Annotated in this window: 21 protein-coding genes; 16 read left to right on the top strand and 5 right to left on the bottom strand. The window is 49.5% G+C overall.

Going from position 1 to position 21,472, the window contains the following annotated elements; genetic code table 11:
• The first annotated feature begins 8 nt into the window (after nucleotides 1–8).
• A complete protein-coding gene (locus tag OMP95_RS04665; RefSeq protein WP_266326456.1) occupies nucleotides 9–1,151 on the top strand; it encodes a cysteine desulfurase family protein in 1,143 nt (380 codons plus the stop codon).
• 3 nt (nucleotides 1,152–1,154) lie between these two features.
• Nucleotides 1,155–1,481, top strand: coding sequence for a HesB/IscA family protein (locus tag OMP95_RS04660; RefSeq protein WP_416234631.1), 327 nt, complete (start codon nucleotides 1,155–1,157; stop codon nucleotides 1,479–1,481).
• Nucleotides 1,482–1,788: 307 nt separating this feature from the next.
• On the opposite strand, the gene OMP95_RS04655 is transcribed toward OMP95_RS04660, so the two are convergent.
• A complete protein-coding gene (locus OMP95_RS04655; protein ID WP_266326454.1) occupies nucleotides 1,789–2,814 on the bottom strand; it encodes a M14 family metallopeptidase in 1,026 nt (341 codons plus the stop codon).
• A complete protein-coding gene (locus OMP95_RS04650) occupies nucleotides 2,802–4,229 on the bottom strand; it encodes a glutamate-cysteine ligase family protein (RefSeq protein ID WP_266326452.1) in 1,428 nt (475 codons plus the stop codon). The genes OMP95_RS04655 and OMP95_RS04650 overlap by 13 nt, the downstream gene beginning before the upstream one ends.
• 360 nt (nucleotides 4,230–4,589) lie before the next feature.
• On the opposite strand from OMP95_RS04650, the gene bioA reads away from it, so the two are divergent.
• The 4 genes from bioA (at nucleotide 4,590) to ahpF (ending at nucleotide 8,575) form a co-directional block, all read left to right on the top strand.
• Nucleotides 4,590–5,903 carry an adenosylmethionine--8-amino-7-oxononanoate transaminase gene (gene bioA / locus OMP95_RS04645; RefSeq protein WP_266326450.1) on the top strand — a complete coding sequence of 438 codons (1,314 nt, stop codon included), beginning with the start codon at nucleotides 4,590–4,592 and terminating at the stop codon, nucleotides 5,901–5,903.
• A gap of 122 nt (nucleotides 5,904–6,025) precedes the next feature.
• On the top strand, nucleotides 6,026–6,097 hold the full coding sequence (pqqA, locus tag OMP95_RS04640; protein WP_081443609.1) for a pyrroloquinoline quinone precursor peptide PqqA: 72 nt from the start codon (nucleotides 6,026–6,028) through the stop codon (nucleotides 6,095–6,097).
• Nucleotides 6,098–6,278: 181 nt separating this feature from the next.
• Nucleotides 6,279–6,845: an alkyl hydroperoxide reductase subunit C gene (gene ahpC / locus OMP95_RS04635; RefSeq protein WP_266326448.1), complete on the top strand. Its 567-nt coding sequence runs from the start codon at nucleotides 6,279–6,281 to the stop codon at nucleotides 6,843–6,845.
• Between the two features lie 155 nt (nucleotides 6,846–7,000).
• Nucleotides 7,001–8,575: an alkyl hydroperoxide reductase subunit F gene (gene ahpF, locus OMP95_RS04630; protein WP_266326446.1), complete on the top strand. Its 1,575-nt coding sequence runs from the start codon at nucleotides 7,001–7,003 to the stop codon at nucleotides 8,573–8,575.
• A 15-nt stretch (nucleotides 8,576–8,590) separates the two neighbouring features.
• On the opposite strand, the gene OMP95_RS04625 is transcribed toward ahpF, so the two are convergent.
• The gene (locus OMP95_RS04625; protein ID WP_266326444.1) at nucleotides 8,591–9,262 is read right to left on the bottom strand and encodes a response regulator transcription factor; all 672 of its coding nucleotides are present in this window, start codon (nucleotides 9,260–9,262) and stop codon (nucleotides 8,591–8,593) included.
• A complete protein-coding gene (locus OMP95_RS04620) occupies nucleotides 9,255–10,628 on the bottom strand; it encodes a HAMP domain-containing sensor histidine kinase (protein WP_266326442.1) in 1,374 nt (457 codons plus the stop codon). The genes OMP95_RS04625 and OMP95_RS04620 overlap by 8 nt, the downstream gene beginning before the upstream one ends.
• A gap of 331 nt (nucleotides 10,629–10,959) precedes the next feature.
• On the opposite strand from OMP95_RS04620, the gene OMP95_RS04615 reads away from it, so the two are divergent.
• The 7 genes from OMP95_RS04615 (at nucleotide 10,960) to OMP95_RS04585 (ending at nucleotide 17,674) form a co-directional block, all read left to right on the top strand.
• A complete protein-coding gene (locus tag OMP95_RS04615; RefSeq protein WP_266326440.1) occupies nucleotides 10,960–11,979 on the top strand; it encodes an AAA family ATPase in 1,020 nt (339 codons plus the stop codon).
• Between the two features lie 12 nt (nucleotides 11,980–11,991).
• Nucleotides 11,992–12,876 (top strand): DUF58 domain-containing protein, encoded by an 885-nt coding sequence (locus OMP95_RS04610; protein ID WP_266326438.1) that lies wholly within the window; start codon nucleotides 11,992–11,994, stop codon nucleotides 12,874–12,876.
• 245 nt (nucleotides 12,877–13,121) lie between these two features.
• A complete protein-coding gene (locus tag OMP95_RS04605) occupies nucleotides 13,122–14,093 on the top strand; it encodes a hypothetical protein (protein ID WP_266326436.1) in 972 nt (323 codons plus the stop codon).
• On the top strand, nucleotides 14,090–15,106 hold the full coding sequence (locus OMP95_RS04600) for a vWA domain-containing protein (RefSeq protein WP_266326434.1): 1,017 nt from the start codon (nucleotides 14,090–14,092) through the stop codon (nucleotides 15,104–15,106). Before OMP95_RS04605 ends, OMP95_RS04600 begins: the two co-directional genes overlap by 4 nt.
• A complete protein-coding gene (locus OMP95_RS04595) occupies nucleotides 15,099–15,638 on the top strand; it encodes an MxaK protein (RefSeq protein ID WP_266326432.1) in 540 nt (179 codons plus the stop codon). The genes OMP95_RS04600 and OMP95_RS04595 overlap by 8 nt, the downstream gene beginning before the upstream one ends.
• Complete coding sequence (locus tag OMP95_RS04590; RefSeq protein ID WP_266326430.1) at nucleotides 15,635–16,573, top strand: VWA domain-containing protein; 939 nt, start codon at nucleotides 15,635–15,637, stop codon at nucleotides 16,571–16,573. Before OMP95_RS04595 ends, OMP95_RS04590 begins: the two co-directional genes overlap by 4 nt.
• Before the next feature lie 72 nt (nucleotides 16,574–16,645).
• Nucleotides 16,646–17,674: a vWA domain-containing protein gene (locus OMP95_RS04585; RefSeq protein ID WP_266326428.1), complete on the top strand. Its 1,029-nt coding sequence runs from the start codon at nucleotides 16,646–16,648 to the stop codon at nucleotides 17,672–17,674.
• Between the two features lie 353 nt (nucleotides 17,675–18,027).
• Here OMP95_RS04585 and OMP95_RS04580 read toward each other — a convergent pair whose 3' ends face one another.
• Nucleotides 18,028–18,549 carry a hypothetical protein gene (locus tag OMP95_RS04580; protein ID WP_266326426.1) on the bottom strand — a complete coding sequence of 174 codons (522 nt, stop codon included), beginning with the start codon at nucleotides 18,547–18,549 and terminating at the stop codon, nucleotides 18,028–18,030.
• Nucleotides 18,550–18,695: 146 nt separating this feature from the next.
• Between OMP95_RS04580 and OMP95_RS04575 the strand changes: the two genes are divergently transcribed.
• The 3 genes from OMP95_RS04575 to OMP95_RS04565 all read left to right on the top strand — a co-directional run.
• The gene (locus tag OMP95_RS04575; protein ID WP_266326424.1) at nucleotides 18,696–19,208 is read left to right on the top strand and encodes a L,D-transpeptidase; all 513 of its coding nucleotides are present in this window, start codon (nucleotides 18,696–18,698) and stop codon (nucleotides 19,206–19,208) included.
• Nucleotides 19,209–19,259: 51 nt separating this feature from the next.
• The gene (gene nagZ / locus OMP95_RS04570; RefSeq protein ID WP_266326422.1) at nucleotides 19,260–20,309 is read left to right on the top strand and encodes a beta-N-acetylhexosaminidase; all 1,050 of its coding nucleotides are present in this window, start codon (nucleotides 19,260–19,262) and stop codon (nucleotides 20,307–20,309) included.
• On the top strand, nucleotides 20,306–21,472 hold a 1,167-nt coding region (locus tag OMP95_RS04565), incomplete at its 3' end, for a mechanosensitive ion channel family protein (protein ID WP_266326420.1). The genes nagZ and OMP95_RS04565, both read left to right, overlap by 4 nt.

Raw genomic sequence — 21,472 nt, 5'->3', positions numbered from 1 at the left:
GATATCCCATGTCATTTACCTATCTCGACAATAATGCCGGGGCAGGCCTTGCTGACGATGTCCTGGACGCCATGCTGCCTTATCTGCAGCAGCAGCAGGGTAATCCTTCCAGCAGTCACCGCTTTGGCCGTTTTGCACATTCAGCTTTGGATAAGGCCCGTCAACAGGTTGCCGATCTGGTAAATGCTGAGCCGTCACAGATTATTTTCACCAGTGGCGGAACAGAAGCCAATAATCAGGCGATTGCCGGTATCGCAGAGCTGTATCAGACGGGTAAGATTTTAATCAGTGCCATTGAGCATCCATCGATGCTGGAACCCGCACGACGTCTTGCTCGACATGGTTTTGTGCTGGAATATATTCCGGTCGATAACAATGGCCTGGTCAAGCCGGAAACGCTGGCTTCGATGATTGATGATGATACCCGCTTGGTTTCCGTTATGTGGGCCAACAATGAAACAGGCGTGGTTCAGGATATACCGGCTCTGGCAGCTGTTTGCCGGGAAAAAGCTGTGCCGTTTATGTCTGATGCGGTGCAAGCAGCGGGCAAACTCGATCTGGATTTTAAAGCCTCCGGTGTACAGCTGATGACACTGTCCGCCCATAAATTCGGCGGCCCGAAAGGGATTGGCGCCCTGATTGTTGCTGCTGATCTTGACTGGCCTGGTTATATTCTGGGGGGCGGTCAGGAAGAAGATAAACGCAGTGGTACTGAAAATGTGGCGGCGATTGTCGGTTTTGGTGCGGCAGCACAGCAGGTAAAACAACAACTGCCCCACTATCAGCAGCATTGTCGTCAGTTACGTGATCTGCTTGAGCAGAAACTGCACGAGATTCCAGGCATTACTATTTTTGCTGAACAAGCCGAGCGGCTGCCGAATACCGTGTTTTTCTCATTGCAAGGCTTTGATTCCGATACACTGTTGATGTCGCTGGACAGGCAGGGGTATGCCGTTTCCAGCGGTTCGGCCTGTGGCACCGGTCAGCAGACTCCCAGTCATGTGCTCAAGGCGATGGGAATCGACGATGTTACAGCGCTTGGTGCTGTCCGTGTCAGTGTGTCGCAGCACAATACAAAAGAACAAATTGAACAACTGGCGGTCGTATTAGGTAAGGAAGCCGGCCGCTTCAACCACTTAATGAACAGGTGAATTATGATTACTTTAACCGAGTCAGCTATTAATCGTGTCCGTGACATGATGACTAAACGTGAATCAGGCATTGGTTTGCGTATAGGCGTTGTTAAGAGCGGTTGCTCCGGTTACAGCTATGCGCTGGATTATGCCGATGAGCTGGCTGCTAATGACGTTGTCATCGAGCAAGATGATGTCAAAGTGGTGATTGATGAAGAAGCATTGCCGATTTTGGATGGCATGGAGCTTGATTTTGTCAAAGAGGGGCTGAATCAAAGCTTTAAATTCAGAAATCCTAATGTGGTGTCTGAATGCGGTTGTGGTGAGAGTTTCAGCGTTACCAAATAAAGCAAACAAGCTGTAAATCCGCAGATTACGCAAGATGGACGCAGATTAAAGAAAAAGCGCTTAATCTGAGAAATCTGCGGATACATATTTTGAGCTGGTTCTTACGATCTTCCGTGGGAACCTTTTGATTGTGCCGATCTGCGGTTCTTTAAAATCAGGCTCCCGCGCAGACCGATAACTGCTCCTGCGTGATCGACATATGATGGGCAGGATGCCCAAATGCCGCGTTAGCAGGGATAGCGGTAGCGGCCATCACATCCATGTGAATAAGTATGAGAGCCAGTTTAATAAAGCAGGGTCTGTCCCTTCAGCCCTGTAATCGTTCCATCAAATAACACAAACAATCCTGTTTTATCACTCGTTCATTCAAGGTCAACATGGAAGGCATGGCCGGACGTTTGAACAATAATTCCTGATTACGAAGCTCGAAAAAGTGCTGACTGACATCTGCGCCATTTTCATCTCTGGCTTCGACCGGCATCGGTTCCGCGTCTTTCAGTGTGCCTAGAGCCGTTCCTGCCGGTACCTCAAAAAAATTCATCTTTTCCAAATCCTGATCCAGTTTTAGAGAGACATGATCTTCAGTAAAGCTGAACTTGATAGTGGGTTTGATCTTCACCTGAGCGACAGTGTGAAACAGATCAATATCTTGAGAATGCACAGGGTAAGAGGGTAATTCTGCGAGATTAAGGCAGCTGTCGACAAAGTCGAGAGCGTGACTCATGCCATAAGTCTGATCAGGCCGGCCGCACTCCAGCGTGACAGCCGGGCAGAGATTGGCAAAAGCTGCAGATTGCACGCCTTTAGGTCGGGTGAAATAAACCACAAGGCGTGCAAATAATGTGGCCAGTTGCTGAAAGGGGGGATCCAGTTTGTTGATACAGCCATAATGCGGATTGAGCCCGGTATTATTATGAATATCAACGCTGGCAAACAGGTTCATGCCAGCCATCACCTCGACAATCTGCTGTGCCATTTCAGTCTCTGCACACGGGGCATACTCCGTTCCCGGCCAGACCCGGTTGAAATCAGCCTGCTTGTTCAGTCGGCGCAGACCATAACGTGCAGCAGCCACATTGCCGAAAAAGATCGACATATTTCTGGGTAATTCTCTGGCTTGATATTTTTTCAGTAATGCCTGCATCGCCAGCAGACCGGTAGTTTCATTACCATGCAACATCACCGAAACAAACAGGGTTGAGTTTTGCTTGCCGCTGAGGTGAATTAAAGTGGGCTGTGGTAACACTTTATACAGCTCTGCCGGGCTTACCTCCAATAAACCTTCAGGTACAAAATCCAGTTGCTGAAGCTGATTAATCATTAAACCGGCCATTCGCTCACCACCTTACCTTGCTGCTGATGATACAAATACTGTTGCGTCAGTTTCTGAAAGTCATTGCCATTTTTTTCAATAAATGCCCGTTGCCAGTCACTACCGGTTTGACGTTTTTCCACCCGTTGTTGAATCACTGACAGATAATGGTCGGTGTCAGCGGTTGTGATACCCAGTTTATTCAGGCCATTGGCCGCCATCGGCAGCAGTATGTCAAGAATGTATTTCTGCAATCGCTGATGCTGGCCGTCAAGATCAACAATATGTGCTTCCAGCCCCAGGCGGGCTGCTTTGTAAAAGTTATCTCTGGCATCAGTGAAGGGGAGTTCAATACCCCGGGCAATCACTCTGTCACACAAAGCATGGCTGAGACCGAAGTAGAAAGCGGCATTAGCCAGCATATCGGTGACGGTGGGACCGGCTGCGGGCGTTCTGTGTTCGATGCGAATATGCGGTTTACCGCCGTTAAAGCCAATCAGGGGGCGATTCCAGCGCCAAATAGTGCCATTGTGCAGCCTGAGATGTTCCAGAGTGTCATTGGTCGGTCCCAGATCGACAGGCAGCAAAACCGGGAAATGGACCAGGTTTTCTTCAAAACATTCAAAAATAGAGTGTCTGGCATAACCGGAACCGAAACTGACCCGTTTAATCGGGCCATGCGCGGCACCATCAAAACCACCGGACTCGATAGCCTGCTCAAATAGCGGAATCCTGGTTTCATGCCATAAAGCCTTGCCAAACAAATAAGGGGCGTTGGCGGATACGGCGACAATAGCGGCAGACGCCATGATGGAAGCATTATAAAAATGATGGGCGATATTGATGGGTACTTGTGTGTGCAATTGCAGCGAGGTGGCGGCAGACTCCAGCATGACATCATGATGTGTCACTTTCAGATGTTCAATACCGTTAATATCAAGTCTGACCGGTTTATCGCGTGATGCCAGAATCTGTTCATTAAGTGCCCGATAACGGTTTAGATTAGACATATTGAGAACGGTCAGATCACTTTGCAGCAAAGTGGGCAGAATACCGATCATCAACAGTTCACACCCCAGTTTCTGTGCTTGTTGTGTGGCATTGGACCAGGCGTTTTGCAACTGATTTTGTAATTGGCTGAGTGCGGTGCCGATCAGTGGCGCCGGATCGGTGTTGAATTCAATGTTGAACTTGGCCAGTTCAGCATTGACCATCGGGTCATGCAGAATATTCAAAAAGGTATCATTGATTGGGGCAGGGTGCATGGCTTTATCAACCAGCCAGGCTTCCAATTCCAGACCGGCGTAGCGGGTATCAGAGTCTATCCGGCCTTGTTCAAACATCTGCCGCAGGCGCTGGGTTTCATCTATCAGATTTTGATGAAAGCGCTCAAAGTCAGTGGCAACAAAGCTTGCCCCCGCAATTTCCTGGCCCATAGCTTGACGCCTTTGTTGGATACCTGCCTGTTAGCTTATACCGAAACAACTTGGAAATGCACGATCTTAGCGAGATAAGAGGCTGCCCTGTTTTCGACGTAACTTATTATTTTGCAATATGTTCTGACACAGAAAATGGACGCTGGACCCGACAATATCATCTTGAAATAGCACTGGTAGTACGTTGCAGCCTTTGCACAGGAATTACCATTCACTGCAGACTACGCCTTATCCCGACTGTTTACATGGGCTTTGATACGTATATTACCAGCTTGTTTCCGTATATAAACAGGCATCAACACACTGCCAACTGTTTGCTGGTTATTGGGGAATGCCCGGACTTACTGCTATGATCTCGGCATGGAAAAATCAGACAATCTTCAATTTGATGCGCAGCATATATGGCATCCCTATACCAGTGTCGCAAATCCACCTGTTCTGCATGAAGTGATATCCGCAAACGGCGTTCGGCTGAAACTGGCCGATGGCCGGGAAATTATCGATGGCATGTCATCCTGGTGGTCGGCCATTCATGGTTATAACCATCCACGACTGAATCAGGCGGCGACCGATCAAATCGCGAAAATGTCACATGTGATGTTTGGCGGCCTGACTCATGAGCCGGCGGTAAAGCTGTCGCAAAAACTGATTGAGATTACTGATGAAAGTTTGCAGTATGTTTTTCTGGCAGACTCCGGCTCAGTGTCAGTTGAAGTCGCGATTAAAATGGCGATTCAGCACTGGTTTGCCCAGGGCAACACCAACAAGCAGCGATTGCTTACCATCCGTAACGGTTACCATGGTGATACATTCGGTGCGATGTCGGTGTGTGATCCGGTGGGCGGCATGCATTCGATGTTTGAGAAAGTGTTACCGAAACATTTGTTTGCACCGGCGCCGCAATGCCGGCGTGATGAAGACTGGCATGATGAAGATATTGCCGACTTTCGTCATTTAATAAAACAAAACCATCAACAGCTGGCGGCCGTGATTCTGGAACCGTTGGTGCAGGGCGCGGGGGGGATGCGAATGTATTGCCCTGAATATTTACGCCAGGTACGGTCATTGTGTGATCAGTATGGGGTCTTGCTCATTTTTGATGAGATCGCTACCGGTTTTGGCCGCACCGGAAGTCTGTTTGCTTATCAGCAAGCGGGTATCGTGCCGGATATTTTGTGTCTGGGTAAAGCCCTGACCGGGGGGTATATGACATTGGCGGCGACTTTATGCAACCGGAAAGTCGCTGATGGTATTGCCGCGGATGGCAACGGTGTGTTGATGCATGGCCCGACGTTTATGGGCAACCCTTTGGCGTGTAATGTGGCGGCGGCAAGCATAGATTTGCTGCTGGAATCTGATTGGCAGCAACAGGTCAAGAACATCGAAATGCAATTACAATCTGAGCTGAGTGTTTATCAGGAAAGCAACCTGGTTAAGGATGTCAGGGTCAAAGGGGCGATTGGGGTAGTGGAGTTGAATCAGCCACTGGATGACTGCATGGATTGGTTGCCCGGGTTTATTGTTGAGCAGGGGGTCTGGATCCGGCCCTTCCGTAGCATGATTTATATTATGCCCCCTTATATCATCAGTGCTGAGGACTTGACCGTCCTGACCCGTGCCATTGGCCGGATGATTGCAGCGATTGCTGCGCATCTGTCCTCAACCTGCAAATAAGAAAAATCCTGATGGTATTCAGGTATTCCCCTGATTCATTCATATGGTTGATTTACATAGTATGGCAACTACGTTATCAGAAATGGTTTCAGATAACGTAAACTAACTACGAGGATTTAATCATGTGGACTAAACCAGAATATTCAGATATGCGTTTCGGCTTTGAAGTCACTATGTACATCTGCAATCGTTAAGATTGAGCTGTCCATAAAAAAACCCTTGGGGACTCGTCCCCAAGGGTTTTTTTATGGCTCCGGCATGTAATCGTTTTTATCAATCATATTAATAGAATTAAGTCGTTGTACCTATGTATCTGCCTCGACTACAATGCATACTGTCACTTACGACACAAACCTAATTATTAAGGAGCTAATAATGTCAACACTGATTAATACAGAGGTTAAACCATTTAAAACGACTGCTTACCATAACGGTGAGTTCGTTGATGTTTCAAGCGATGACATCAAAGGCAAATGGTCGGTATTTTTCTTCTATCCAGCAGACTTTACTTTTGTTTGCCCAACTGAGCTGGGTGATCTGGCTGACTACTATGCTCAACTGAAGGAAATGGGTGTTGAAGTTTATTCAGTTTCTACTGATACGCACTTCACGCATAAAGCATGGCACGATGCTTCAGAAACCATCAAAAAGATTCAATTCCCAATGCTGGGTGACGCAACCGGCAAGATCAGCCGTAACTTTGAAGTGATGATCGAAGAAGAAGGTCTGGCTTTACGCGGTACTTTCGTTGTAAATCCTGAAGGTATCATCAAAGTATGTGAAGTCCATGATCTGGGCATTGGCCGTAGCGCGAAAGAACTGGTTCGTAAAATCCAGGCAGCACAATATGTTGCTTCACACGACGGTGAAGTTTGTCCTGCTTCCTGGCAGCCAGGTGAAGAGACTTTGTCTCCATCTTTGGATTTGGTTGGCAAAATCTAAATGGTTGGAGGCTTCTGACTTAGGTGTCCGTAGCAGGGAAGGTCCTGCTTTCCCACAGTAGGGCACCCTGAGTCTGACCAGCCTTCCGATGACCTGTCCGGGCAATCTTGCCCGGACAACGTCAACCCTTGTTTTCAGATTACAGGTATATAGATATGTTGGATGCAAACATTGCTGCTCAATTGAAAGGCTATCTGCAAAATATCAAACGCCCAATCGAACTGATTGCGGCTTTGGATGACAGTGCTAAAGCTGCTGAAATGCGCGAGTTGTTGCAGGAAATCGCCGCGATGTCTGCCCAGATTTCATTTGTGCAAGATGCCGGCAGTGATTCACGCAAACCGTCTTTCCAGATCAAACAGCCACAAGGCGAAGAAAAAATTCGTTTTGCCGGTATCCCTATGGGACACGAGTTTACCTCGCTGGTTTTGGCGCTGTTGCATGTAGGCGGGCATCCAACCAAGCTGGATGACGAGGTTATTGAACAGATCAAAGGTTTGGAAGGCAAGTTTGTCTTCGAGACTTATATTTCTCTCTCTTGCCAGAACTGTCCTGAAGTGGTTCAGGCACTGAACGTGATGGCGGTGTTGAACCCGAATATCAGCCATACCATGATTGACGGCGCCTTGTATCAGCAAGAAGTCGACAGCAGACAAATCATGGCTGTACCGACCGTGTATCTTAATGGTGAAAATTTCGGTCAGGGCAGAATGAGTCTGCCGGAGATCATCGCCAAACTGGATAAAGGTTCAGTGGCCCGTGAAGCTGCCAAGCTCAGTGAAAAGGAAGACTTTGATGTATTGATCATCGGTGGCGGTCCCGCCGGTGCGGCGTCATCGATTTATGCGTCGCGTAAAGGCATTCGTACCGGCATCGTCGCCGAACGTTTCGGCGGTCAGGTCATGGATACCATGGCGATTGAAAACTTTATTTCGGTCAAAGAAACCGAAGGCCCGAAACTGGTTGCCGCATTGGAAGAACACGTCAAGGAATATGAAGTTGACGTGATGAATCTGCAACGCGCCAAGGCTTTGTCAAAAAACGGCAAAATGATCGAAGTCGAACTGGAAAGCGGCGCAACGTTGAGCAGTAAATCGGTGATCATTGCCACAGGAGCCCGCTGGCGTGAGCTGAGCGTGCCCGGCGAAAAAGAATACCGCGGCCATGGCGTCGCTTACTGCCCGCACTGTGATGGCCCTTTATTCAAAGGTAAACCGGTTGCGGTCATCGGCGGCGGTAATTCGGGTGTGGAAGCTGCGATTGATCTGGCGGGTATTGTCGGTCATGTGACTTTGATCGAATATGCAGACAAGCTGCGTGCCGATGCCGTGTTACTGAACAAGTTGCATTCGCTCAATAATGTGACGGTTATTACCAGCGGCCAGACTACCAAGATCACCGGTGCCGATGGCAAGGTCAATGGCCTTGATTACATCGACCGTGAAACAGGTGACAGCAAACATATAGAATTGAATGCGGTATTTGTGCAGATTGGTCTGATTCCGAATACGGATTGGTTGAAAGGTACTATCGACTTGAGCAAGTTCGGTGAGATTGAGATCGATAATCACGGCCAGACTTCATTGCCGGGTGTGTTTGCCGCCGGTGATGTGACGACCATCCCGTACAAGCAGATCATTATGGCGATGGGCGACGGTGCCCGTGCAGCTTTAGGTGCGTTCGATTACCTGATTCGTAATGATTTCAGTGAAGAGAGCGAGGCAGCTTGATCCCCGCTATCAGCGCTAATTTTCACCTGCCTCGTCAACCAGCTCAAGCAGGTTGACGAGGTTCATTTTTATCGCCAGCCGGGTCAGTTCAATATCGCTGCTGACACCTAGTTTTTTCTTGATGATGTAGTGTGAGTTCGAAACCGTCTTCGGGCTGATATTCAGCAATTCCGCGATGTCCTGGTTGGATTTGGCATCGACCAGCAAACGCAGGATTTCGAACTCCCTGACTGTCAATTCATCCAGCGCCGATTGTTCCTGTCCCAGTTTTTCCATGGCTAACGCTTGCGCGATATCAGCACTGAGGGTGTGTTTGTTTTGTGCCACTTGTGAAATGGCGCGGATTAAATCTTCCGGGTCGCTGCTTTTGGTAACGTAACCTAAAGCACCTGCCCGTGTAGCCTGCAGGGCAAAGCTGGGATTTTGATGCATGCTGAAAACCAGAATTCTGGCCTGTGCATCAAACTGTTTGATACGTTCAATTGTTTTGAGTCCGCTTTGGCCGGGTAGTGAAATATCCATCACCACAATATCTGGTCGATGCTGTTTATAACGGATATAGGCTTCGTTACCGTCACAGGCTTCTGCGATGACTTCGAGGTCGGCCTGTTTTTGCAACAGTGAACGATAACCTTCACGGACAATAGCGTGGTCATCGACCAGCATGATTCGGATGCATTTATTCATTATTGGCAAGGTCTTTTTGATTTTGAACAACGGGCAGAAGGATCGTCACGATCAAGCCACCCTGATGCTGTGTTTGTAGTTTTGCGCTGCCACCCAAGGCTGTCACACGTTCGTGAATGCCTAATAATCCCATGCCCATCGTATGCTCGAAGGTGGCTGTCTCGGCAATGCCATTATCCTGGATAACCAGACTGAGTGTGGTCGGGTTCAGGTAACTGAGGCTGATTAATGCCTGACTGGCCTGTGCATGTTTGGCGATATTGGTCAGACATTCCTGCACGATACGATAGATATTGACCGGCAACGGCTCGGGCAGTCCATCGACATCACCTTCGACGGTTATCCGGTAGTTCGTCTGGTTGCCGCTGCGTTGATTCCAGCTTCTGACCAGCTGATTCAGACTTGTGGCTAGCCCAAGCTCGTCAACGTCAGCAGGACGCAGGCGCGTCAGCAGGTTTCTCAGTGCCGTCATCATATGCGAGGTGATATGACTGATGGAACTGATTTCTTCCAGCAGCGCGGGACAGTCTTTTTTGGCGGTCTGCGCAATTGACGTAGTCACAGCGTTGATACCTGCCAGACACTGTCCGAACTCATCATGCAGTTCACGTGAAATATAACGATGTTCTTCTTCCTGCACATTCATCAGTTTGAATGCCAGCCGCTGGTTTTCAGCCAAAGTCTGTTGTTGGCTGTCGGCCAGTGCATTGATAGCCTGACTGGTCCGTTTCCATTCCGCGACATCAAATTCCGGCAATCTCAGATCAAGCTCGCCTTCACGCATTCGCTCCAGGCCGCTGACAATTCGATGCGCCGGTCTCAGCATCCGGTTGATCGTGACAAACATTAAAATGCACAAGGCGATAATCGTCACAGTCAGTACTCCAATAACCGCACGCAGATTGTTCCAGGCCCGGGCAATTTCCATCTGAACATTGAGTGATACCAGTATGGTGCCGTATTTGATCGCATTGAAGTTCACCGATTTCCTGACTTCCAGATCTGGATTGAACAAAGACTGATAGAAGGTTCCAAACCAGGCAGGGTAATCTCTGTCGAGTGCTGTCGTATCATTGCAGAGACTGCGCTGGCGACTTTGGGTACGCGACAGAAACTGGGTGCAGGATCCGGGCAGGCCCTTGATTTCGCGTGATAAGTTAACGTCTGGAAACTTCCTGGCAAAATCATAACGCTGGAACATTTCCAATAACTGCTGTTTCATCTGTTTTTCGATACGTTTGGCGGTTTGTTCCGCCTCAAAGGTGGCTTGTTGATCTGTTTGATAAAGTACGTACCAGGCGCTGGACGTCAGACAAAGCAGTGCAATCAGCAGAATTCTGGAAAACAGCTGGACTTGTAGATTCATGAAATCATCACATCGCGAAACATATCACTTTGAAAGATCACTAGTCTAGGCTGTCCTGTAATGTGATAAAAGTGCTTTTCAACTGTCGGGCAATTTGCCCGAAGAATAAAGGCAATTTTCGGATGCAGTCAAAAGCCATTACGGGTTCAATAGGCCACTGCTCTGTTCTTACTGAGGCAGGTTATGTGTGGTGCTCTCAGCTTTGTGATCACCACTGGTGGATTTGTGTGAGTGGAGATGACGTTTTTGAAATATGCTTGTACTTATCATAATTTATTACTGTTTAAGTACTTGGTAAAGTAGACCATCAACAAAAGGCAAGGGGATAAAAATGGCTGAATCTCAGCTTCTGCAGACGGCACGTGAACATGCGCTCGAACTGGAAAATGTTGTTAACAAGGTTGTTATCGGCCAGCAAAACGCGATCAGACTGATTCTGATTGCTTTGCATGCCAGAGGACACGTGTTACTGGAAGGCGGCGTCGGTGTCGGGAAAACCACATTGTTACGTGCCTTTTCCAAAGCACTGGGCGGGGCATTCGGCCGTATTGAAGGCAGTGTCGATTTGATGCCGAACGATTTGTTATACAGTGCCTGGGTCAATGCCGACGGCAAACCGGTGATCGATCCCGGTCCACTGATCGCCCACGGGGAAGAAACGGCCGTGTTTTTCTTTAATGAAATCAATCGTGCCAGACCACAGGTGCAGTCATTGCTGTTGCGGGCGATGGCAGAACGCAGTGTGGATGCCTTCGGTCAGGAGTATCGTTTCCCCCACATGGTGGTATTTGCCGATCGTAATGCGGTGGAAAAGGAAGAAACTTTCGAGCTGAGTGCGGCAGCTCGTGACCGTTTCCTGTTTGAGATTAATATCAGTCGCCCCATCAACGATGAAGTACGCCGCCGGCTGATCTTTGATCCTGTGTTCCATGATGTCGATCAATTACTGTCAACGATCAGTGAACCTTTGCTCGATTACAGGGAGTTGAACAAGCTGGATCATGAAATTCAACATTCGGTGTTTGTGTCGCCCGAGATTGAAAACTATGTTGTGCGTTTGTGGGATGCCAGCTGGGAACCGCATAAACTGGGTATCGAGCTGCCTGATATCTATGTGGAAGATCTGGTGGTGGCAGGCGCCAGTGTCCGCGGTATGTCGGTCATGGTGAGGGCGGCCAAGGTGTGTGCCTGGCTGGAAGGTCGTGATCATGTGTTACCGGACGATATCCATACGGTGTTATTGCCAGCCATGACCCACCGTGTTTTCTTGTCACCGGTTTATGAGGGTCGTCGTGAACAGATTATGCCGCTGTTTGTACGGGCGCTTCGTGACCATATTGCAACACCGTAACTTGTTATGGCGATGAGAGACCTGCAACCGCAGGAGTTTGTTTATCGGTTTCCGGACAAGGTCTTTGGCCATGTGCCCGGGGCGCATAGTGGCACGGCGCTGGGCAGTGGTGATCGCTTTGCCGGATTTGCGGACCTGTTTGATTACCCGGATCCACGGCGTCTGGATATTCGCGCCAGTCTGCGCAGTCAAATGTCTGACGTGACACAAGGCGAGAGTCAGCGCTGGCTGGTTAGACGCTATCAGCAGAGAGCCTCAATTACATTGTGGTTATTGGCTGATATCAGTCGTTCAATGTCAGTTGCCAGTGTCAACCATGAACGGCTGGCAAGACTTGCACATATGATTGCGCACAGTGCGATTGGTTTGGGAGATCGTTTTGCCATGGCTGGCTTTGACTCGGTCTGGCGTCAGGATGTGACGATTATGCCGACCACGCAGCGCAGCATGCCGGCTTTCGCTGCCGAGCAAATCATGTCTGCAGCAGAACCGGGAGCACCGGGTGCAGAAGGCTTGTTTCACGCGGCAGATCTGATCAACAACAAGCGGGCGATGGTGTTTCTGGCCTCTGACTTTTGTTATGACCTCAGCCTGGTTGAGCGTAGCCTGCGGAAACTATCACAGTACACCGTGATCCCGATTGTCTGGCGTCACGATGATGTCGATCACTTCCCGTCACATGCGGGTTGGGCGGAAACCCGTGATGCGGAAACCGGGCAACGTCACAGTGTCTGGATGCGCCCCGGCATGAAAAAGCGTTGGCAACAGCAGATGGATGATCATTTCTCCCAACTGACAGAATGTTTCATGCGTTATCGCATCAGACCCTTGTTTGTGGAAGGGGATATCACGCCGCAACAGTTGACCGAATATTTTTACGCCATGAAAAATTCATAGGAATGCATATGATCCTAGATTCCTCAGTTGACCGCTGGCATTTACGAGGTAAGCCCGATGAACGTTAAGACTCTCCTGCGCATGAACGGTCACCGATGGAGGGGGTCCGCTACGCACCCGTTTGCACGTCTGGCGAGTCGCCTGGCGTTGTCGCTCCTCCTAGCAGGGGGCGGCCATGCGTCGTCGCTCCTAGCCAGCCAACCCGCCAGACGCACAACCGGATGCGTCCCACTAAGGAGTCTAGGATGATGCGTTTGATAACCCTGATATTAACCGGGCAGTTAAATACCGTTCGGGCTGAGCCTGTCGAAGCCCTGTTAGTACAACACCATTCGACTCTTCGCCAAGCTCAGAACCCAGGGCGAACGGCCGTTCGTAATTTTATTGTCGGCTTAATAACCAGTTTATGTTTTTTGCTGCCGGTTTATGCCGATGATACCAAGGTGACACTGGATCGCAGCTGGGGGCTGCTGATAGGTGATCGGATCCAGGCCAGGATCGAATTGCCGGTTGATGCCGGTCAGCTGGACCTGAGTTCGTTACCGCAGCATCACAAGCGTTATGGCGCCTGGTTGTATCTTGATGACAGCAACGTCAGTGGTCAGACCATGACCCTGTTTTTTCAGCTGATCAATGTCCCTGCCGAAAACCGCCAGGTTGCTACCCCCGAATTTGAATTGAGAACGCAGGATGGTGAGTTCATCAATATTCCTTCTGTGCCGATGCAGATAGGCTCGTTTCTGCAAACTAATGAAGAAGGGGAGGCGCGACTGCTGCCTCGTGGTGATGTCAAGCTGCAGCCTGAAAGCAGTGAACCGCTGAAATGGCAGCTCCGGCTGTCGATCGCGGTATTTATCCTGGGCTTGTTGATCTGGCTGGCATGGCATTTTGGTCTGAGACCGCGCCAGCGTCTGCCTTTTGCGACGGCCGTGTTCGAACTTAATAAAATGCGGCTATTGAGGCAAAAAGACAGTGAGGCGGCCAGCCGCAGTTTGCACCATGCCTTTAACCGCTGTGCAGGGCGAGTCGTTATTCACAGCCAGCTTAATAAGCTCTGGCAACAATGCCCGTGGCTGGAACCGGTTAAAACTGATATCGAGGGTTTTTATCAACAGTCTGCTGCCCATTTTTTCAGCCGCAATGCTGTGGAACAAAAGGATTTCGAGCAATTGCTGGCCTTGGCACGTCGGTGTCGGGCTGAGGAGAAAATGGCATGACATTGCTGGGACTGGAGTGGTCATTGCCGTGGTTTCTGGCCTTATTACCGCTGGCACTGTTGCCATGGTTTAACCACAACCTGGATAAAACGATTGCCTGGGTTGACCTGGTTCCGCAGGATCCTTTATCCAACGTTTTCAGTATCGTATTCAAAATACTGTCCTCTCTGGTCATCGTCGCTTTGCTGCTGGCCCTGGCCGGCCCCAGTCTGCCGGAACAAAAAATTGAACGGATAGGTGAGGGGGCAGAAATTGTCCTGCTGCTGGATCGCAGCCGCAGCATGGATGATCCCTTTGCGGTTAAGACTCAAGCAGCAGTTGTCAGTGTGGGTGGCTATAATTCGAAACGGCGTGTCGCTCGTGATTATCTGACCGAGTTTGTGAAAAAACGCCCGGATGACCGGTTTGGCTTTGTATTTTTCAGCACCAAAGCGATCAATCTATTGCCCCTGACCTACGATCGTGAAGCGGTATTGGCAACAATTAATGCAAATGCCTTAGGTAAGGGGTTGTCTGATACCAATATGGAAGAGGCATTATTAAGCAGTGCCAACATGTTTGAGGGGCAAACCTACCGGGGATCCCGAATCGTTTTGTTGGTCTCAGACGGGGGCCAGTTGCTTAGTGACGAAGCTAAAAAACGTATCGCAGAGCGCTATAAAGCGATGAATCTGACCGTGTATTGGATTTACTTGAAATCACTGCGCGATATGACACTGGAAGTGTCAGAGAATGATAACTTGCTCTGGGTTGATACGCCGGAGCGTAAGCTACACCAATTTTTTAAATCGATTGGCATTCCATATCGTGCTTTTGAAGCCGGTTCGCTGGAAGCTTTTGCCGAGGCGCTTGATGAGATCGATAGCCAGCATTATCAGACTTTGATTGTCGAGGAAACGCTGCCACATGAGCCCAAATCCGATCTGTTTTTGTGGATTGCGCTGCTGGCTATGCTCCTGCTGGCCTCATCTCATCTTTATACCTACTGGGGAGTAAAAAAGGCCCATGAATAAACTGTTGGTAATGGCACGTTGGCTGCTGATATTGGTGATGGTTGCCAGCGTTTTGCTGGCTGCGAGTGCTGCGGTCATGCTCTGGCAAAAAGCGCAAATTGATGCTTTTGTCGCTGATCCGGCTGCGTTTGAGACTGTGCCGGAGAATCCGCGCGCGCATTTTGCCAAGGCAACTCAGCTGGTTCGAGAACAAGAGCCGGATCTGGCTCTTGAGCAATGGACGCTGGTGCTGGGTAGTCACGATCCTGAGTTGATGCCTGAGGCTTATTTCAATCGAGGCAATATCAATCTGCGAGAGGCTTTGACGATGACTGCTTCTGATGGCCGGCAGATTCCATTGATAGAACTTGCCAAACAGGATTACCGTAGCGCACTGGCACTGGAGCCGATGATGTGGGATGCGCGTTACAACCTTGAGATTGCTCTGCGCGTGGTGCCCGAGGATCCCGATATCAATCCGGACTTTGAGAAAAACATTATCAGTAGCCAGCGCTCGATTGAAAGTAAGGGTTTCAAGGTTGATTTGCCATGATTTTGAGTTATCAGAAACGTATTTTTCTGACGGCAGCGGTTATGCTGTTGGCATTGATACTGATTATGGCGGCTTTGTGGTTACCCCTGGTGCCACGTGATGTCAAAATTATGGATACGCTGTTTGTGATTGATATTACAGACAGCATGAATGTTGAAGATGCTGAGTTGGACGGTAACAAGGTGAGACGGCTTGAGTGGGCCAAGGAGTTCACTCGGCGTACGCTATTGGAGATGCCCTGTGGTGCCCACGCCGGTCTGGCGATTTTCAGTGAGGCAAGGAGCTTGATTTTGATGAATCCGGTCGAGGTCTGTTCCAGCTACCATGATCTGACGCAAATGCTCAATCAATTTGAACCACAGATGGCCTGGGCCAGATCCAGTGAGGTATCGAAAGCCACTTATACAGCGATCAAACAAGTCAAAAGTCTTGACCCCAAACCGACGATTGTGATGATTACCGATGGCCATGAAGCGCCCCCCATCCATGAATCTTTGTTTCCCAAATTTGCCGGCACACCCGGTGAAGTGCACGGCCTGCTTGTCGGCGTCGGAGGGGATGACTTACTGCCTATTCCCAAAACCAATGAAGAAGGCGAGGTTGAAGGTTTCTGGGAGGTGAATGAGGTCATGCACCAGGATGTGTATGCTTCCTCGCGTGGCGATATGGCTGCTGCCAATGCCCAGAAACCGCGCACTGAGCATCTTTCATCCCAGAAAAGGTCACATCTGGAAACCCTGGCCAACCGGGTTGGCTTTGAATTTGTCTCATCGCCGACCAAGCCCGCCAAACTGGTTGAACAAATCCGTGCTGAGTCGATTACCCGTGAGCTGACGGTGGATTATGATCTTTATGCCTGGCTTTCAGGACTGGCCCTGTTGCTTGTTTTACTGGTCTTTCTGCCTTACAGTCTGGTTGTCAGAACTGATGACTAACGGGCTGACAGGATTAAGAATAAGGCCGGGATTCCCTGTTGACCGCCGCCGCCGAGGTTTTCTATCAATGTCATGTTGGGATTAGACTGGACATTACCTTACCTGCTTTACCTGTTGCCCCTGGGCATATTACCGTGGCTCTCACACAATACCGAGAAAACTATAGCCTGGGACGGCTTACTGCCACATGATCGGTTCTCCGGGCTGTTAAGCTTCCTGCACAAAAGCCTGGCCATGCTGGTCATAATCGCATTGATAATAGCTTTGGCCGGCCCGTACACACCTGAAAAAGTGGTCGAACGTTACCGCCAGGGCGCTGAGTTCATCCTGCTGTTGGATCGCAGCCGCAGCATGGATGATATCTTTGCCCGGCGGCCGCTGAATACGCTGCCGATTGAAAATGAAGTGATCCGAAGCAAGCGCAGTGTGTCGCGAGATTATTTAGCCGAGTTTGTGAAACGGCGACCGGATGACCGTTTCGGCTACGTGTTTTTCAGTGATAAGTCGACGGAAATTCTAAGGTTGACCTATAACAAGGACGCCATTCTCGCGACCATCAATGCCGGTGGTTTGGGCAAGGGCATCTCCAAAACCAATATTTTTTCAGCACTGCGCCTGGCCGCAGAGATGTACGAGCGAGAAGTCTATCGGGGTTCACGCAATGTGCTGTTGATTTCAGATGGCGGACAAACCCTGTCCGAACAGGAAAAAGCCTATCTCAAACAGATCTATCCGGAAATGAAATTGAATCTTTACTGGATCTACCTGCGTTCGATGCGCGGTATGACCCTGGACAAAAGTGATGAGGACAGTTTGTTATGGCTTGATATGCCCGAGCGAAAACTGCACGAGTTTTTTAAGCAGCTTGATGTGTCGTATCAGGCGTTTGAGGCCGGGTCGATGCAAGAGTTTGCCGATGCGATTAATGAAATTGATCGGCAGCAGTATCAGACGTTGATTGTTGAAGAGCGAATTCCGCATCAGTCGCAGGCAGACAGCTTTTTATGGGTTGCGTTTGTGGCGATGCTGTTGTTGGCCGTGTCACAACTCTATACTTTGTGGGGCGTTAGACAGGCTTATCATGTAAAACGTCACCAGTAGTGACGGGCAATTGGGAAATCAAGTGTCTGTCGTAACACTTGATTCTGATTTAACAAAACATCGTTTGCGACAAGATCGAATGATGTGCCGCGCTCAATTAAAGGGAAGCGTCACCTTTAATTAGGGCTGTATCATACTTCTCTTGCTTCACAGTTTAAGCATTTGTTTCATATCAGAAGGTAGTCTTCATGTTTACGCCACTGTAGCTCCAGTTCCAGAATATAATGAGTGACTGGTCTTTGAACTGGCCAGTCCAACTCGTAAATCAGATCATGCCACGAGTCATTCTTATGGGCAGCAGCCAGACGTATAAAGACATCTTTTGCCGTTTTGTTTTTTGGTGTACCTTCCTCCTAATGGTTATATTGAATTCGAGCAGCATAGACTACAAGGCCAAGCGGCAAACCATGTACAGTACGACCGACGCAGAACTTCGCCTTCGTTTGATCCATGGTGATGTTGAGTTCTTTGGGGATCTTGATTTCGGTAGAATGCTGGTTGAGACCTGAGCAAGCCACTTGGATGATTGCTCCACTCAAGGTAGCCTTGGCGGTGTCCAAACTCATTGCGTCAACCTCGTCCTTTAGGAAGCCTTGGGCTTGACCATGAGTCATTTTGATTCCGCCGTCTTCCTCTCGATATTGTTCAAGCGCGGGACGTGGAGTCAAATATCTGTATAGCTGAAGCCCCATGAATATCAGTTGGACAGCAGGTTCTGTACTTTTGATGTAGCTCTCTGCTGACACGGTGTTATTTCCTCCGTTCTGATTGCCCAACGCGTTATTAAGAGAAATAAAAATTTCCTGTAATTTTAGATATATACGGACTGTATTTCCTCGGAACTGAATAACCAAGGGAAAAGAAGGAATAAACAACAGCCTAATTAAAAGCGCTCTGTTTGATTAAACTGCACTCTTTTTGTGGAAAAAGTAGCAGATTGCCCTTATTGCACAAGCTGTCATCGCATTTGCCAAGCAGCTTTGTTATCGTGATGCCTGAAATCAAAAACGGGTTAATCCGAATGGAACAATCGCCTCCAACTACCTGGCTTGATATTTCGCTGGCAGAGCAGCAATGCACCTTATGGCAAAATGAGCAGGCTGTGTTCAATGCCGCGGTATCAACAGCACTGAACGGGGCTGGCGAACAAAATGGCAGCGGTTGCACGCCACGTGGTTGGCACAAGATTCGTGCCTGCATCGGTAAGGGTGTGCCCGAGAATACGGTGTTTGTCGGTCGTCGTCCTACCGGCGAGCTCTATCATCCTGATTTAAGTGAACAATTTCCTGATAGAGACTGGATTTTAACGCGCATTCTCTGGCTCAGTGGCTTGGAAGTCGGCAGAAATCGATTGGGAAATGTTGATACAATGCGCCGATACATATACATCCATGGTTGTCCGGATGCGCTGCCGATGGGGCAGCCGCTGTCGCATGGTTGTATCCGGATGCATAATCGGGATCTGTTGACTTTATATGACTTGGTCAAACCGGGTTTGAAAGTGTGGATTCATGAAGGTACCGAAACAACTTGAAAAGGTACGATACGCGTTTTTAAAAGTTGTTCCGGTATGAGGTTAAAATCTATGACATTAGGCCCGTTAATGGTCGACTTGCTCGGCCCCGAGCTGAGCCAGCAGGAAAAAGAAGTATTGCAACACCCGCTGGTGGGTGGGGTGATTTTATTCAGCCGTAATTTTGAGTCGCCTGAACAAATTACAGCGCTGACCTCAGCGATTCACAAGTTGCGTGAGCCGCATCTGCTGGTTGCCGTTGATCATGAAGGTGGACGAGTGCAGCGTTTTCGCACCGGTTTTACCCGTCTGCCGCCGGTAGGGGCAATGGGTAAGCATTATATGCAACAACCACAGCTGACTCTGCAGCGTGCTGAACAGACCGGGTGGTTGATGGCGGCAGAGTTGCGTGCGGTCGGTGTCGACTTTAGCTTTGCACCGGTGCTTGATTTGGATTACGGCGTCAGTGAAGTGATTGGCGATCGTTCATTCCACCGCGATCCCAAAGCGGTGACAGAAATGGCCAGATCCTATATTCAGGGTATGAAAAAAGCGCGTATGTCGGCTGTGGGTAAACATTTCCCCGGCCACGGTGCGGTAGCCGTCGATTCTCATTTGGGTTTACCTGTTGATAAACGCCATTTCGAAGATATGCTGCAAGCCGATATGCTGCCATTCAGTCGTCTTTGCCAGACAGAGCTGGCCGGTATCATGCCGGCTCATATCGTTTTTGAGCAATGTGATGACATGCCTGCCGGGTTTTCCCGTTACTGGCTTCAGGAGATTCTGCGTCAGCGTTTCGGGTTTCAGGGGGCGATTCTCAGTGATGATCTGAGCATGGAGGGTGCCGCCATGATCGGCGGACCACTGGAACGTGCTGAAGCGGCGCTTGAGGCGGGCTGCGATATGGTGCTGGTCTGCAATAACCCCGGCAGTGTTGAAACGGTAATCGATGGTCTCAGGATTAAGCCTGATCCGCTGCGTCATGCCCGGCTGGTGAGGTTACATGGCCGCCATGCTTTGAGCAGAGATGAGTTGCTGGCCAGTGCCGAATGGAAGCAGGCGGCTGAAATAATCGCCGCTTATGCCCCTGATCCGGAGATGGAGTTAAATCTAGCATGATAAGACTTGGGTTTTTGCTGTTACTGTTAAGTTGCAGCCCGTTTGCCTTTTCGGGTATGTATTCTGCTGCTGCCGGCAGCCAGCAAACAATTGTTCAGAACGAAGCTGATGAGGTCACCGCTGATTCCAGGCTGCGTAGCCCCCAGGCCACGGTGAAGCAGTTTATTACTGCGATGACCAAAGTCACCACCGGCGAGGAAGAAGCTATCTATCGGGCGATTGCTACGCTGGATTTGTCTCAAGTCAGTCAACTGATTCGCAATGAACGCGGCCAGGAAACGGCACGCCTTTTGTTTACCATTATTCAACTGGCAGATACGCCGAAGCTGGATGAAATACCAGTTAACTATCGGCAGGAAGAGTATGTATTGCTGCGCACCGAACCGGGTAATATTGTGTTGCGGCTAAATGAACAGCGTAACTGGCTGTTCAGTGCCAAAACCGTTGAAAATGTACCGGCTATTTTTCAGGCCCTCACCGATAATCAGACTTTTTCGGTCAATGGCGATGACAGGGTCGCTTTGCCTGCCAGCGTTCAGCTGCGCGCGCAGATGCCGACCGTACTCAAACAGGGGTTTTTGCTGGAATACTGGCAGTGGCTGGGCTTGTTTCTGATTATTGTATTGGGGTCTATTGCCGATAAGGTGCTGGCCTGGATCCTGAAACTCAATGTCAGCCGCTGGCGGAAAAATCATCCGACTTTCGAGCAGCTTGATGACACTGTTTTACGGCCTTTGGGCCTGATGGCGATGGCCCTGATTTGGTGGTCAGGTCTTAATATGCTGGGGCTGCCCGATACGGCCTTGTTGATTTTGCTGGTTGCAGTGAAAGTACTGGTGTCCTTGTCTGGTATCTGGAGTGCGTTCCGCATTGTCGACATTTTTGATGTGATGTTGAGCAGCAAGGCGCAACAGACACACAACAAGTTTGATGACTTGCTGGTACCGATGATTACCAAAAGTCTCAAGGTGTTTGTGGTGGTTATCGGTATTGTGTTTGCCGCCGATAATCTCAATATCAATGTCACCAGCCTGCTGGCCGGTTTGGGACTGGGTGGTCTGGCTTTTGCGTTGGCGGCCAAGGATTTGCTGGGTAATTTCTTCGGTTCGGTCACGGTATTGTTGGATAGGCCGTTCAGTATCGGTGACTGGGTGGTGATAGGT

It is taken from the genome of Methylophaga sp. OBS4 (genome assembly GCF_026319305.1).
Classification (GTDB): Bacteria; Pseudomonadota; Gammaproteobacteria; order Nitrosococcales; family Methylophagaceae; genus Methylophaga.
Note: the sequence above shows the minus strand (reverse complement) of the source record. Positions and strands in the feature narration are given on the sequence as shown.